Origin of the sequence: Streptomyces sp. MK7 (assembly GCF_032658145.1) — a bacterium.
GTDB classification, from domain to species: Bacteria; Actinomycetota; Actinomycetes; order Streptomycetales; family Streptomycetaceae; genus Streptomyces; species Streptomyces spiralis.
The window spans coordinates 81,304-94,331 of record NZ_JAVACL010000025.1; the positions used below are offsets into that span (position 1 = coordinate 81,304).

Genomic DNA, 13,028 nt, shown 5'->3' on the forward strand with positions numbered 1-13,028 from the left:
CGACCCCGCTAGCGCGCCATCTCCTCCTTCAGCGCCGCCACGAAGGCGTCCACGTCGTCCTCGGTGGTGTCGAAGGAGCACATCCAGCGCACGACACCCGCCGCCTCGTCCCAGAAGTAGAAACGGAACCGCTTCTGCAGGCGCTCGCTCACGTCGTGCGGCAACTGGGCGAAGACACCGTTGGCCTGGACCGGGTGGAGGATCTCCACCCCGTGCACGGCCCGTACGCCCTCCGCCAGGCGCTGCGCCATCTCGTTGGCGTGCCGGGCGTTGCGCAGCCACAGGTCCTTGGCCAGCAGGGCCTCCAACTGCACCGAGACGAAGCGCATCTTGGAGGCGAGCTGCATGCTCATCTTGCGGATGTGCCTCATCCGCCGGACGGCGTCCTGGTTGAGGACGACGACCGCCTCGCCGAACATCGCACCGTTCTTCGTCCCGCCCAGGGAGAGGATGTCGACGCCGACCGCGTTGGTGAACGTCCGCATGGGGACGTCCAGGGAGGCGGCCGCGTTGGCGATGCGGGAGCCGTCCATGTGCACCTTCATCCCGTGTGCGTGGGCGTGCTCGCAGATCGCGCGGATCTCCTCGGGCGTGTAGAGGGTGCCCAGCTCCGTGCTCTGGGTGATCGAGACGGCCTGCGGCATCGCGCGGTGCTCGTCCTCCCAGCCGTAGGCCTGCCGGTCGATCAGCTCGGGCGTGAGCTTGCCGTCGGGCGTGGGCACGGTGAGGAGCTTCAGGCCGGCCATGCGCTCGGGGGCGCCGCCCTCGTCGACGTTGATGTGCGCGCTCTCGGCGCAGATCACCGCGCCCCAGCGGTCGGTGACGGCCTGGAGCGCGACGACGTTGGCGCCGGTTCCGTTGAACACCGGGAACGCCTCGGCGGTGGCGCCGAAGTGGCTCCGGACGATCCGCTGGAGGTTCTCGGTGTAGTCGTCCTCTCCGTACGCGACCTGGTGCCCGCCGTTGGCCAGGGCAAGGGCGGCGAGCACCTCCGGGTGGACCCCGGCGTAGTTGTCGCTGGCGAAACCGCGGACCTCCGGGTCGTGATGGCGACGCGCGTCGGTCCTGGGAGGGTTCACGGCTTCTCGGTCAGCCACAGACGGTTTCCGTTCACTTCCGCGGCGGGCTTGTCCCAGACGCCGGTGATGGCCTCGGCCAGGTCCTTGACGTCCGTGAAGCCCGCGAACTTCGCGTTGGGGCGCTCGGCGCGCATCGCGTCGTGCACCAACGCCTTCACCACCAGGATCGCAGCCGCCGACGTCGGCCCCTCGGGGCCCCCCGCCTTGCGGAAGTAGTCGGCCATCGCCATCGTCCACGCCTCGGCGGCGGCCTTGGCGGCGGCGTAGGCGGCGTTGCCCGCGCTGGGCTTGGTGGCGCCGGCGGCGCTGATCAGGACGTACCGGCCGCGTTCGCTGCGCTGCAGCGCCTCGTGGAAGGCGAGGGAGGTGTGCTGCACCGTGCGGATGAGCAGCAGTTCCAGGAAGTCCCAGTCGTCCAGGCTGGTCTTGGTGAAGGTCTCGCTGCCGCGCCAGCCGCCGACGAGGTGGACCAGGCCGTCCACCCGCCCGAAGTCCTTCTCGACGTGAGCCGCCCAGTCCTGGGTGGACTTCAGGTCGAGCAGATCGACGGTGTCCCCGGTGACGGTGGCGCCGCCGCAGGCGTAGCGGGCCGCGTCGACGGCCTGGGAGAGCCGCTCGGGGTCGTTGTCCGCCCCGACCACGGTCGCGCCCGCCTCGGCGAGCCTGAGCAGCGTCGCCCGGCCGGCGGGTCCGCCCGCGCCCGCCACCGCGATCACCGCACCGCTCAGCGGCCCGTTGCCGTTCCCCATGTTCTCCTCCTGAGCAAGCTTCTCGGTGCGGTCGCTCACGCGGCGACCCGCTCGGCGCTGTCCGCGGTGATGCCCTTGGTGGAGGCAATCACGTTCTTCAGTTTCTTGGACAGGGCCTCGTAGAACATGCTCAGCGGAAACTCGTCCGGAAGCACGTCGTCGACGAGCTTGCGCGGCGGCTGAGTCAGGTCCAGGGCGTCGGGGCCCTTGGCCCACTTGGAGCCGGGGTGCGGGGCGAGGAAGCGGGAGACCAGCTCGTAGCCGGCGAACCAGTGCACCAGCTTCGGGCGGTCGATGCCGTCGCGGTACAGCTTCTCGATCTCGGCGCACAGCTGGTTGGTGACCTGCGGGGCGCGCTCCCAGTCGATGGAGAGCTTGTTGTCGGTCCAGCGCACCACGTCGTGCTTGTGCAGGTAGGCGAAGAGCAGCTGGCCGCCGAGGCCGTCGTAGTTGCGCACCCGCTCGCCGGTGACCGGGAAGCGGAACATGCGGTCGAACAGCACCGCGTACTGCACGTCACGGGCCTGCGGGACGCCGTCCTTCTCCAGCCGCACGGCCTCCTTGAAGGCGGTGAGGTCGCAGCGCAGCTCCTCCAGGCCGTACATCCAGAACGGCTGGCGCTGCTTGATCATGAACGGGTCGAACGGCAGGTCGCCGTGGCTGTGGGTGCGGTCGTGGACCATGTCCCACAGCACGAAGGCCTCCTCGCACCGCCTCTGGTCGTGGACCATCGCGGCGATGTCCTCGGGCAGGTCGAGGCCCAGGAGGCCGACGGCGGCGGCGGTCACCCGGCGGAAGCGGGCGGCCTCGCGGTCGCAGAAGATGCCGCCCCAGGAGAAGCGTTCCGGGGCCTCGCGCACGGCGATGGTCTCGGGGAACAGGACGGCGGAGTTGGTGTCGTAGCCGGCCGTGAAGTCCTCGAACGTGATGCCGCAGAACAGCGGGTTGTCGTAACGGGTGCGCTCCAGCTCGGCCAGCCAGTCCGGCCAGACCATGCGCAGCACGACCGCCTCCAGGTTGCGGTCCGGGTTGCCGTTCTGCGTGTACATCGGGAAGACGACCAGGTGCTGGAGGCCGTCCTCGCGGCGCGCGGCGGGCTGGAAGGCCAGCAGCGAGTCGAGGAAGTCCGGCACCTGGAAGCCGCCCTCGGCCCAGCGCCGGAGGTCCTTGACCAGGGCTTCGTGGTAGGCGGCGTCGTGCGGCAGCAGCGGGGACAGCTCCTCCACCGCGTCGATCACGCGGTCCAGGACGGTCTCGACGTCCCTCCGGGCCGGGGCGCCCTCGGCCTCGAAGTCGATGGAGCCGTCCTTCGACTGCCATGGCCGGATCTGCTCCACGGCATCCTTGAGCACGGGCCATGACGGGTGCTCAACCACCCTGCTCACCGGAGGAACCTGCCCCTCCGTACCCACTTGCACAAGAATTTCCGTCATGACCCATCCTCCACGGGAGAAGCTCGCGTAAGAAGACCGTATACATGCGGGGTTTCTCGCAGCAAGGGCGCCCTCCGAAAATTATTCTGCGGGCGCCCGTCGTCGCCGCCCATTTTCCTGTCAGCCACCCCGGACGCGCCCACTTCCACTAGGCCGGTCGGGTGAGGCGCCACCCCCAGAGCGGGGGTCGCATTCCGGCCTGCGGCGACGGCGGAACGGCCCTCGGGTCACCGCGGTCAACATCCGCGGGACTCGCCCACGACGGAGTGACCGCCCAGGCGGCCACGGGCCCGTCGCGTCCCGGCCGTCACCCCACTGCCCCGTGTACGCACGGGTTCATCGCGGGCCCGGGCCATTAGGCTGCGGCACTGCCGCGTGGACTACGAGGTCCCTGAAGGTCCGCGTGCGTGCCGAGCCGCCGTCGACGGAAGCGAGTTGAACCTTGAACTTCCTTACCATCGGTCACCGCGGAGTCATGGGTGTCGAGCCCGAGAACACCCTCCGTTCCTTCGTCGCCGCCGAGCAGGCCGGCCTCGACGCCATCGAACTCGATCTGCACCTGAGCAAGGACGGCGCGCTCGTCGTCATGCACGACGCCGACGTGGAGCGCACGACCGACGGCAGCGGTCCGATCGCCGACAAGACCCTCGCCGAACTGCGCGCGCTCGACGCCGGCAAGGGCGAGCGGATCCCGGTCTTCGAGGAGGTCCTCGACGCGGTGCGGGCGCCGCTCCAGGCCGAGATCAAGGACGTGGCGGCGGCGCGGGCGCTGGCGGAGGTCATGCACCGGCGGGACCTGGTGTCCCGGGTCGAGGTGCTGTCCTTCCACGACGAGGCGATCGCCGAGATCGCGAACCTGGTGCCGGGCGTGCGCACCGCGCTGGTCGCCGACCACTACGGCAAGGAGGTCGTCGAGCGCGCCGGCGCGGTCGGCGCCGCAACCCTCGTCCTCAACATCCGCCGGCTCACCCTGGAGATCGTCGAGCACGCGCGCGCGGCGGACCTGAGGATCATCGGCTGGGTGGTGAACACCCTGGCCCAGCTGCGGTTCGTACGCGCCCTGGAGCTGGACGGGGCCACCACGGACTTCCCGGAGATCAAACGCACCGGCCGCTTCACCGCGTGACGCGGTCGGGCGACGCGGTGACTACACGAGCTCCTTGACCAGCAGCTCGAACTGGAGGTCGTCGCGCTGCGGGACGCCGAAGCGCTCGTCGCCGTACGGGAAAGGGGTCATCCGTCCCGTACGGCGGTAGCCACGGCGCTCGTACCAGGCGATCAGGTCCTCGCGCACGGAGATCACCGTCATGTGCATCTCCGTGACGGCCCATGTCTCGCGGGCCTGCCGCTCCGCCTCCGCGATGATCAGCTTGCCCAGGCCGCCGCCCTGAAGGGTGGGGCTCACCGCGAACATGCCGAAGTAGGCGTGGTCGCCGCGGTGCTCGAGCTGGCAGCAGGCGACCACGCGGCCGTCCCGCTCCACCGTCAGCAGCCTGCTGTCCGGCGACTTGATCACGGCCCGCACCCCCTCCGGGTCGGTCCGCTGCCCCTGGAGGATGTCCGCCTCGGTGGTCCACCCCACCCGGCTGGACTCCCCCCGGTACGCCGACTCGATCAGCGCGACCAGGGCATCGACGTCGGCGTCGGTGGCGTCGCGGAAGGTCAGTCCGAGGGCGGCGGTGTCCATGGGCGATACCTTTCGGTCTCGGGCGCGGCCGAAGGTGCTCGGGCGCGGCAGGGCGGGGGTGAAGGCAATCCTGCCACCAGGGCCTGTCCGGCGGATCACGTCGCAGGGAATTCACGGCACCTGATCGACCCAGGTGAGCGGGGTCTGGTGCGTGCAGCCGCAAGGCGGAGGAGGGAGTCGACGCGATGGGGTGCCCCCGCGCGAGCTCGTTCGAGCGTGGGGGAGTCGGTGAGTGACGACAACGCCGCTGGGGGTCCCCCCACGCCGTTGAGGCAGTGGGGGAGGGCGTGCCAGACCCCGCGTCTGCGGCAGGATCCGCCGGACAGGCCCTAGGCTCCGGGTACATGGTGCACGTACTCAGCAGCCGGACGCTGCTCCAGCCCACCGACCCCGAGCGTTCCCGCAGCTTCTACGGCGAGCAGCTCGGTCTGGCCGTCTACCGCGAGTTCGGCACGGGACCGGAGCGCGGCACCGTCTACTTCCTCGGCGGCGGCTTCCTGGAGCTGTCGGGCCGCTCCGAGGCCCCGCGCTCCCCCGCCGTGCGGCTGTGGCTCCAGGTGGCGGACGTGGGCGCGGCCCACGAGGAGCTGCGCGAACGGGGCGTCGAGATCGCACGGCCGCCGGTGCGGGAACCGTGGGGACTGATCGAGATGTGGATCGCCGACCCGGACGGCACGCCGATCGTCCTCGTCGAGGTACCGGCGGACCATCCGCTGCGGTACCGGGCGGGGATCTAGGGCCGACGGGGCTCCGGGACGACTCCCACTGGCCACCGAGGGTGACCGGGGATAGCGTGCTTGTGGTGGGGGCGGAGCCTTCCCGGAGGAATGCCATGGAGTTCGACAAACCGGTGATCGGCGGCCCCTCCTGGGCGGAGCTGGGAACCAGCGATCTCGCGGCGGCGCAGCAGTTCTACGGAGAGGTCTTCGGCTGGCGGTGCGAGACGGACCCCCGTCCGGAACTGCGTGGATACGCCATCGCCCGACTGGGGGACGCGGCGGTCGCGGGCATCGGCCCGCTGTACCGGCCCACCCAGCCGGTCGCCTGGAACGTCACGTTCGCCGTCGCCAACGCCGACAAGGCCACGAACAAGGTGGTGGAGGCCGGCGGGACAGTGATCCGCGGTCCCATGGACATCTTCGACGAGGGCCGCCGGACCGTGGCGCTCGACCCGTCCGGCGCGGCCTTCCAGATGTGGCAGGCCGCGGACTTCCCGGGCGCGGGGGTGTTCAACCGGCCCGGCGCGCTGGGCTGGGTGGAGCTCGCGACCCGGGACGTGAAGCGGGCCCGCGACTTCTACACCAGCGTCTTCGGGTGGAGCGTCAACGCCTCGGAGTGGTACACGCAGTGGGGCTTGCGCGGCATGGACTTCGGCGGCGTGACGGCGCTGCACGAACGCTTCCCGGCCGACGTGCCCCCGCACTGGCTGCCGTACTTCGCGGTCGAGGACGTCGACGCGACGACCGAGGTCGCCGTGCGGGCCGGCAGCAAGCCTCTGCAAGAGCCCACGTCCGTCGAGGGCGGGCCCCGCATCGCGGTGCTGCGGGATCCGCAGGGCGCGGCGTTCGGGATCTACGTGGCCGGGCAGGAGGAGCCCCGACCGGAGGGAATCTGAGTCACCCCGTCGGCCGTGCCAGGCCCTGGCGGCCCTCCAGGCGGCCCAGCAGCATGCACAGCAGGCCGGCCAGCTCGCCCTGCCGCTCGCCGTCCAGTCCGGCGAGGACGGTCCGCTCGTAGGCGAGCTGCTCCGGCAGGATGCCGTCGACGAGGTCCCGCCCGGCGTCCGTGAGGTGGACGTGGGCCACGCGGCGGTCACGGGTGTCGCCGCGGCGCTCCACCAGACCGCGTTCGGTCAGCTGCTTCAGCCGCTTGGTGACGGCGGCGCCCGAGGAGAACGTCTCGCGGGCCAGTTCGCTCGGCGTGAGCTCGTGTCCGGTGCGCCGCAGCGCGCCGAGCAGGTCGAACTCGGCCCGGCTGAGCCCCGCGCGGCGCAGTGGCGCGTCCTCGGCCTGCTGGAGGAGGGCGGCGCAGCGGTTGATGCGGCCGATGATCTCCATCGGGTCGGTGTCCAGGTCGGGGTGGACGGCCCGCCACTGGCGGACGACTCCGGCCACGGTGTCGTCGCGGGCGGCGCCGGGGACCGGCTGCGACGTCCGCCCCCCTGCCGCTTCCCCCGGTGCCGGCCGTCCGTTGTGCGCCGTCATGGCCGTACGTCCTCCGTCGTCCTGCCCGTGCTCGCCACCGGGGCGTCGAGGCCCAGGCGTCGTACCGTCGCGGCGAGCGTACGGTGTGCGGACTGCTCGGTGAGCACGACCCGCTCCTGGGGCAGGGCGCGCTGCCACCACTCGCCGGACGCGGCGTCGACGGTGGCGCGCAGCTCGACCAGCGCGGCGGCCAGGTTCCGGCGGGCGGACTCCAGCGCGGCGGGCGTGGGCCGCTCCTCGGCGAGCAGGCGCGCGGCCCGCTCGCGGGCCCGGTCGGCGGTGGTCAGGGCGTGCTCGACGCGGTCGCCGGTCCGGCGGTTGGTGACGGCGACGGCGGCCGCGAAGCCGACCAGGGCGCCGACGACGGTGTCCACGGCCCGCTCGGTGATCAGCTCGCCCGCGGCCTGCCGTCCGGCGAACTCGGTGATGAGCAGCGCCATCGGGGTCACGCAGATGGTGCCGAGCCAGTAGTTCCGGCCGATCAGCGCCTCGGCACCGAAGTTGAGGGCCGCGCAGCACAGTACGAGGGCGAGGCCACCGGAGTGTGCGAGCGGGGCGATGGCGGCGAACACGAGGACGCCGACGAGGTTGCCGACGACGCGCTGGACGCTCCGGCTCCAGGTGAGGACGAGGTTGGTCTGGTAGAGGGACGCCGCGGTGACCAGGGCCCAGTAGGGGCGGCCGATACCGAGCGCGAGGGAGGCGTACCCCGCGAGCGCGCAGCCGAGGGCGGTGCGCACGGCGACCGGGGCGAGCGGGCCGAGCCGGCTCCACCAGGGGCGGTGCGGGGCGGCGTTCTCGGCGTCCACGCCGAAGAGTTCCTCCGTGGCCGCCGCCGTCTCGCCGGCACTCGGGAGCGGGCCGGTGCCGCGCAGCTGCCGCGCCCAGCCGCGCAGCCGCTCCGGGTCGGTGTCCGCGGGGGCGGCGAGCGCGACCTCGGCGCGGACGATCAGACGCTCCAGGGCGCGCCGGGGCCCGGGGCGCGCGCCGGTGGCCGCCAGGGCCTGCCAGGCGGCCTGGACGGCGATGGCAGCGGCGACGCGGGTCCGGGCGTGGCCGGCCGAGGTTCCGCGCGTGGCGGCGTACGCAGCGGCGGTGTCCAGCGCCTGGGCGGTGGCGCGGCGTTCCGGGCCGTGCGGGCGGAGCAGGCCGGGCGCCATGCCGACCAGCCACGCCCACGCGGCCGCGGCGGCGGCCAGCGCCAGATGGCCGGGGACCTGGCCGAGGGTCTGCGGTACGAACAGGGAGGCGGAGCTGATGAAGGTCAGGACGACGTTGCCGGGCGGGCCGATGCGGGTGGCGTCGCACAGCGCCTTCTGCACGGCGGCCATGAGGGCGCCGACGGCGACCAGGACGACCGCGTCCGAGGTGAGCGAGGCGGCGACCAGGGAGAGCGCCAGACCGCCGAGCATGCCCAGCACCACCCAGGCCAGGACGCGGGCCCGTGCGGCGTAGGGGCGGTTGTGGGCGTACAGGGCGCACAGCGATCCGGCCATCGTGTACATGGCCAGGTCGAGCCTGCCGAGGGCGAGCAGCGTGAGATTGGGCGGGGCGACCGAGACGACGACGCTCAGGGCGGGCTTGAACCAGATGTCCGAGGGGCGGCCCAGCCGCAGCACGCTGGTGAGCGGGAGGCGGCGGACGGGGCGTGTCGTGGGGGTGAGGGTGGGGTCGGGGGTGGGGGACGCACTGCTCATGGAACAAGCTTAGCAGGTGTTTTACTAGTAAAAAATATCGGCGGGTACGCGCCTGTGGGCGCGAGGTGAGGCTCGCGCCCCCTGGAATGCTCCCCTCGTACACCCTTGCGCTCGTGTGCGCACCGCGTGCCCCGGGCATCGCAAGAGCGACCGACCGGATCGCCGCCCAGCGGCCCGGAACCGTCGAACGGGGAGGTGGCGGGTGCACGGACCGGCTTCGCCCGGCTGGCTGCTGGTCGCGCTCTGCGTGGCGACAGGCGCCTACTGTCTGCTGCGGATGCGCAGCCCCGTGGAGGAGCAGCGCCGCGCCGCGGGCGGCGAGGCGCTGATGGGCTTCGGGATGGCCGCCATGGCCGTGCCCGCGGCCGCGTTCACCCCGCCGGTGTGGGCCTGGCCCGCCTACGCGGCCGTCTTCGGCGCGGCGGCGCTGCGCGCCCTGTGGTCGGCGCGGACGAGTCCGCACCATCTGCACCACCTGGTGGGCGCGGGCGCCATGGTCTACATGTCCGTCGTCATGGCCGCCTCGCCGGAGTCCCACCACCACGGTCACGGCGGATCCGGCATACCCCTGCTCACCGGCGCCCTGCTGCTGTACTTCACCGGCTACGTCCTGCTGTCGGGTGCCCGGCTGGTGCCGGCGGTGACCGCGACGGCGGGGGCGGGTGCGGCCACGGGTGTGCCGGGAACCGGCGCCCCGCGGTGGGGCGACCGGCCGGAGCTGGCGCGGGCGTGCCGGCTGTCGATGGGGATGGCGATGGTCGCCATGCTGCTGACCATGTGAGCGCCGGCCCCGTGAACATCGTGCCGCCGACCGACCCCGAGTGAGACCGCGAGGCGGGACGGGTGGTACGCGGGCCGGGGGTACGGCGCGCCATGGGCCCGTGGTCTGTGTCACTTCGGAGCGGGGAACCGTGTTCCGAGCGGTCGGCCGCTCATAAGGTGCTCGCATGATGGTGCCCGCGGTCCTGCTGCTGCTCGGCGCGCTGACCGCCGTAGCCGCTCCCCGGCTGCTCGCCCGGGCCGACTGGACGGACCGGGAACCGGTGGTCGCCCTGTGGGCCTGGCAGTGCGTGGTGGCCGGCGTCCTGCTGTGCTGCGCGCTGTCGATGACCCTCAGCGCGGCGGCCGCCTGGCAGGCGGTGCGCGGCCATGTGTTCGCCACGGCTCCGCATGCGGTGGTCGAGGCCTACGCCTTAGGCGCGGCCGGCGCCTGGGCGCCGACGACCGCAGTGGCGCTGGCGTGCGCGGGGGTGTGGAGCGCGGCGATGCTGGTCCGCGAGGTCGTACGGGCCCGGGCGCGCCGCAACCAGCGACGTGCCGAACTCCTCGTCCGGGCTCCGCTGTTGCCCGGCGAGCAGCCCGGCTCCGACCGGCTCGTGGTCCTGGAGGGCGAGCGGCCGGAGGCCTGGTGGCTGCCCGGCGCCCCACCGCGGCTGGTCGTCACCACAGCCGCGTTGCGCCGCCTGAAGGGGCGCCGGCTGGACGCCGTCCTCGCCCATGAGCAGGGTCACGCGCGGGCCCGGCACGACTGGCTGCTGCACTGTTCGGCCGCGCTGGCGGGGGGCTTTCCCCAGGTGCCGGTGTTCGCCGCGTTCCGCGACGAGATGCACCGCCTGGTCGAACTCGCCGCCGACGACATAGCCTCGCGCCGCTTCGGCCGGCTGACGACCGCGCTGGCGCTCGTCGAACTCAACGAGGACCGGGGCGTGTTCGGCCCCTGCCCCACCGCGCAGGCCCATGTTCCGCAGCGGGTGCACCGCCTGCTCACTCCGCCGGACCGGCTCACCGCGGGCCGCCGGCTGCGTCTGACGGCGTTGGCCTCGCTCGTCCCGGTGATCCCGGTCCTTGTGACGCTGATACCGGGGTTGCGGGCGCTGGGCTGACCGGGCGGTAGCGACGTTCGGTGTTTCTCCGTCCGCCCATGGGCGAGGATCGAGTCATGCCGGCCGCTCCCGTCGACTCCCCGCCCCGTCCGCCCGTCCGGCGCACCGTCGCCGCCCGGGCCGCCTCGGTCCTGGTCCTGTGCTCGGCGGTGCCGGCGGCGCTGGCCGTCGTCCGATGGCGGCCCCTGATGGTGTTCGACGGCGCTGTCGCCCGCACCACCCACCGCTGGGCGGTCGACGAGCGCGGCCTCACCCACGCGTTCCGTGTCCTCACCGACTGGGTGTGGGACCCGCTGACGATGCGCCTGCTGTGCGCGGCGGCCGCGGTGTGGCTGCTGTGGCGTCGATCCGCCTGGTGGACGGCGTGCTGGCTGGTGGGCACATGTGCGCTGGGCGCCGTGCTGCAACAGGGACTGAAGGCCGCGGTCGGCCGGCCCCGCCCCGTGTGGCCCGACCCGGTGGACTCCGCCCACTACGCGGCCTTCCCGTCGGGTCACGCCATGACCGCGACGGTGGTGTGCGGCCTGCTGCTGTGGCTGCTGCGCCGCGGGGGCGCCGCAGGCATCCTGTGGGGTGCCGCCGTCATGCCGGCCGTGCTCTCGGTCGCCGGGGTCGGCATGACCCGCGTCTGGCTGGGCGTGCACTGGCCCTCGGACGTCCTCGGCGGCTGGCTGCTGGGCGGGGCGGTGGTGGCGGGTGCGGCGGCCGTCCACACACGGTGGCCGGCATCGTCCGAATGAGCGATGATCACCTCCATGGCTGCCGTTCTTTTCGACTTCTCCGGGACCCTCTTCCGTGTCGAGTCCACCGAATCCTGGTTGCGAGCCGTGCTGGACGAGGCCGGTCTGGTGCTCGGGGAACGGGAGCTGACCGAGGCGGCGCAGGCGCTGGAGGAGGCGGGGGCGTTGCCGGGCGGGGCGTCCCCGGGGCGGATCCCCGACGAGCTGGCCGGGCTGTGGGAGAACCGCGACCGCAGTGCCGAGCAGCACCGGGCCGCCTACACCGGTCTGTCCCGTCAGGTACCGCTGCCCGACCCGGCACTGCACGACGCGCTGTACGAGCGTCACAGGACTCCGGCCGCCTGGTCCCCGTACCCGGACACGTCCGAGGTGCTGCGCACCCTGCGTGAGCGCGGGATCGCGGTCGCCGTGGTGAGCAACATCGGCTGGGACCTGCGCCCGGTGTTCCGCGAACACGGCCTGGACGCCTACGTGGACACGTTCGTCCTGTCGTACGAACACGGCATCCAGAAGCCGGACCCGAGGCTGTTCGCGGTGGCGTGCGAGGCGCTCGGCGCGGACCCCGGTGACGTGCTGATGGTCGGGGACAACCGCCACGACGACGGGGGTGCGGCGGCCCTGGGGTGCGCTGTGCACTTCGTGGACCACCTGCCGGTGGAGAAGCGGCCGGACGCGCTGCGGCCGGTGCTCGACCTGGTGGCCGGGGCGCCTGAACAGCAGGCCTGAACGGCCGGGGCTGAAGCCCTTCGGTTCGACGGCCGGGGTTCGACGGCCGGGGCTCAACGGCCTGCGTGAAGTCGGGGCTCAACCGCGGGGGATCAACGGCCTGTGTGAACCCGAATCCGATATGCCGCCCGTCACGCAGTGCGTGGCAGGCGTGCGGGCAGCCGGTGCGCGCGTACGGGTATCGACCCGCCGTGCAGGGCCGCCCGCAGCGCGGGGGCAAGGATCCGCCGTACGCCGGCGGCGTCGAGGGCGACGACGGGGCCCAGCGGATTCAGATAGCGGGTGAAGATCAGTCCGCCGAGCACGGCCACCGCGCCGGTGGCGCGTTCCCTCGCGTGCCGGCCGCCGAGGTGGTCGGCGATCCTGCCGAGCACCTCGCGCTCCAGGAACTCCCGGAACACCCGCATGACGTCCTCGTCCCGCATCGCCACCGGCTCCAGCGCCGCGAACCCGGCACCGTCCGCGTCCGGCTCCTCCCAGAGCGCCGTGACCGCGTCGATGAGCCGTTCGGCCAGGTACGCCGGATCGCCGTCCAGGGCCCGGACGATCGCGGTCGAACGGCCGCAGTCGATATTCATCGCCTCGCCGAACAGCCCCTGCTTCGAACCGAAGTGGTAGCCGATCAGCGCCACGTCCACGTCCGCCGCCGCGGCGACGGCGCGCAGCGTCGTGCCCTGGTAGCCGTGGGCCAGGAAGAGGGCGCGGGCCTTCTCGGCGATCCGGGCCTTGGTGGCGGGACGGCCGCGCGGGCGGCCACGGTTTTTATTCATCAGCGTTGAATATCCAGGCCTCCGGGCGGCACCGTCAAGGCGTTCCGCGAACCTCGACGA

Annotated in this window: 14 protein-coding genes; 7 read left to right on the plus strand and 7 right to left on the minus strand. The window is 72.7% G+C overall.

The window, feature by feature from the left end; all coding sequences use genetic code 11:
• Nucleotides 1-8 precede the first annotated feature (8 nt).
• From R2S09_RS25170 to R2S09_RS25180, 3 genes are read right to left on the minus strand one after another with little or no spacing between them, the layout of a single operon-like run.
• Complete coding sequence (locus R2S09_RS25170) at nt 9-1,079, minus strand: low specificity L-threonine aldolase (RefSeq protein WP_316743371.1); 1,071 nt, start codon at nt 1,077-1,079, stop codon at nt 9-11.
• On the minus strand, nt 1,076-1,828 hold the full coding sequence (locus tag R2S09_RS25175) for an SDR family NAD(P)-dependent oxidoreductase (protein ID WP_306190719.1): 753 nt from the start codon (nt 1,826-1,828) through the stop codon (nt 1,076-1,078). Before R2S09_RS25175 ends, R2S09_RS25170 begins: the two co-directional genes overlap by 4 nt.
• A gap of 35 nt (nt 1,829-1,863) precedes the next feature.
• Nucleotides 1,864-3,261 carry a DUF6421 family protein gene (locus tag R2S09_RS25180; RefSeq protein ID WP_306190683.1) on the minus strand — a complete coding sequence of 466 codons (1,398 nt, stop codon included), beginning with the start codon at nt 3,259-3,261 and terminating at the stop codon, nt 1,864-1,866.
• A gap of 442 nt (nt 3,262-3,703) precedes the next feature.
• On the opposite strand from R2S09_RS25180, the gene R2S09_RS25185 reads away from it, so the two are divergent.
• Nucleotides 3,704-4,387, plus strand: a complete 684-nt coding sequence (locus tag R2S09_RS25185; RefSeq protein WP_316743373.1) for a glycerophosphodiester phosphodiesterase family protein — start codon at nt 3,704-3,706, stop codon at nt 4,385-4,387.
• Nucleotides 4,388-4,408: 21 nt separating this feature from the next.
• Here R2S09_RS25185 and R2S09_RS25190 read toward each other — a convergent pair whose 3' ends face one another.
• Complete coding sequence (locus R2S09_RS25190) at nt 4,409-4,948, minus strand: GNAT family N-acetyltransferase (RefSeq protein WP_316743375.1); 540 nt, start codon at nt 4,946-4,948, stop codon at nt 4,409-4,411.
• Nucleotides 4,949-5,292: 344 nt separating this feature from the next.
• Here R2S09_RS25190 and R2S09_RS25195 point away from each other — a divergent pair, with 344 nt between their 5' ends.
• Nucleotides 5,293-5,685: a VOC family protein gene (locus tag R2S09_RS25195; protein ID WP_306190686.1), complete on the plus strand. Its 393-nt coding sequence runs from the start codon at nt 5,293-5,295 to the stop codon at nt 5,683-5,685.
• A gap of 95 nt (nt 5,686-5,780) precedes the next feature.
• A complete protein-coding gene (locus R2S09_RS25200; RefSeq protein ID WP_306190687.1) occupies nt 5,781-6,563 on the plus strand; it encodes a VOC family protein in 783 nt (260 codons plus the stop codon).
• Between the two features lies 1 nt (nt 6,564).
• Here the strand turns inward: R2S09_RS25200 and R2S09_RS25205 are convergent, their stop codons facing one another.
• Both R2S09_RS25205 and R2S09_RS25210 read right to left on the minus strand, forming a co-directional pair.
• Nucleotides 6,565-7,152 carry a MarR family transcriptional regulator gene (locus R2S09_RS25205; protein ID WP_316743379.1) on the minus strand — a complete coding sequence of 196 codons (588 nt, stop codon included), beginning with the start codon at nt 7,150-7,152 and terminating at the stop codon, nt 6,565-6,567.
• On the minus strand, nt 7,149-8,849 hold the full coding sequence (locus R2S09_RS25210) for an FUSC family protein (protein WP_306190689.1): 1,701 nt from the start codon (nt 8,847-8,849) through the stop codon (nt 7,149-7,151). Before R2S09_RS25210 ends, R2S09_RS25205 begins: the two co-directional genes overlap by 4 nt.
• A 202-nt stretch (nt 8,850-9,051) precedes the next feature.
• Between R2S09_RS25210 and R2S09_RS25215 the strand changes: the two genes are divergently transcribed.
• The 4 genes from R2S09_RS25215 to R2S09_RS25230 all read left to right on the plus strand — a co-directional run bounded on the left by R2S09_RS25215 (nt 9,052) and on the right by R2S09_RS25230 (nt 12,198).
• Nucleotides 9,052-9,630 (plus strand): DUF5134 domain-containing protein, encoded by a 579-nt coding sequence (locus R2S09_RS25215; RefSeq protein ID WP_316743381.1) that lies wholly within the window; start codon nt 9,052-9,054, stop codon nt 9,628-9,630.
• Nucleotides 9,631-9,796: 166 nt separating this feature from the next.
• Entirely contained in the window at nt 9,797-10,732 is a 936-nt protein-coding gene (locus R2S09_RS25220) for a M56 family metallopeptidase (RefSeq protein WP_316743383.1), read from the plus strand.
• A gap of 56 nt (nt 10,733-10,788) precedes the next feature.
• Nucleotides 10,789-11,472: a phosphatase PAP2 family protein gene (locus tag R2S09_RS25225; protein ID WP_316743385.1), complete on the plus strand. Its 684-nt coding sequence runs from the start codon at nt 10,789-10,791 to the stop codon at nt 11,470-11,472.
• Nucleotides 11,473-11,487: 15 nt separating this feature from the next.
• Complete coding sequence (locus tag R2S09_RS25230) at nt 11,488-12,198, plus strand: HAD family hydrolase (protein ID WP_306190693.1); 711 nt, start codon at nt 11,488-11,490, stop codon at nt 12,196-12,198.
• A gap of 131 nt (nt 12,199-12,329) precedes the next feature.
• Here R2S09_RS25230 and R2S09_RS25235 read toward each other — a convergent pair whose 3' ends face one another.
• Nucleotides 12,330-12,968: a TetR family transcriptional regulator gene (locus tag R2S09_RS25235; protein ID WP_316743388.1), complete on the minus strand. Its 639-nt coding sequence runs from the start codon at nt 12,966-12,968 to the stop codon at nt 12,330-12,332.
• Between the last annotated feature and the right edge of the window lie 60 nt (nt 12,969-13,028).

What these genes read in the sequence shown, in the direction of transcription:
- R2S09_RS25175 (WP_306190719.1), bottom strand. Translation starts at nt 1,828, where the DNA reads ATGGGGAACGGCAACGGGCCGCTGAGCGGTGCGGTGATCGCGGTGGCG.
- R2S09_RS25180 (WP_306190683.1), bottom strand. Translation starts at nt 3,261, where the DNA reads ATGACGGAAATTCTTGTGCAAGTGGGTACGGAGGGGCAGGTTCCTCCG.
- R2S09_RS25190 (WP_316743375.1), bottom strand. Translation starts at nt 4,948, where the DNA reads ATGGACACCGCCGCCCTCGGACTGACCTTCCGCGACGCCACCGACGCC.
- R2S09_RS25195 (WP_306190686.1), top strand. Translation starts at nt 5,293, where the DNA reads ATGGTGCACGTACTCAGCAGCCGGACGCTGCTCCAGCCCACCGACCCC.
- R2S09_RS25200 (WP_306190687.1), top strand. Translation starts at nt 5,781, where the DNA reads ATGGAGTTCGACAAACCGGTGATCGGCGGCCCCTCCTGGGCGGAGCTG.
- R2S09_RS25205 (WP_316743379.1), bottom strand. Translation starts at nt 7,152, where the DNA reads ATGACGGCGCACAACGGACGGCCGGCACCGGGGGAAGCGGCAGGGGGG.
- R2S09_RS25210 (WP_306190689.1), bottom strand. Translation starts at nt 8,849, where the DNA reads ATGAGCAGTGCGTCCCCCACCCCCGACCCCACCCTCACCCCCACGACA.
- R2S09_RS25220 (WP_316743383.1), top strand. Translation starts at nt 9,797, where the DNA reads ATGATGGTGCCCGCGGTCCTGCTGCTGCTCGGCGCGCTGACCGCCGTA.
- R2S09_RS25225 (WP_316743385.1), top strand. Translation starts at nt 10,789, where the DNA reads ATGCCGGCCGCTCCCGTCGACTCCCCGCCCCGTCCGCCCGTCCGGCGC.
- R2S09_RS25230 (WP_306190693.1), top strand. Translation starts at nt 11,488, where the DNA reads ATGGCTGCCGTTCTTTTCGACTTCTCCGGGACCCTCTTCCGTGTCGAG.
- R2S09_RS25235 (WP_316743388.1), bottom strand. Translation starts at nt 12,968, where the DNA reads ATGAATAAAAACCGTGGCCGCCCGCGCGGCCGTCCCGCCACCAAGGCC.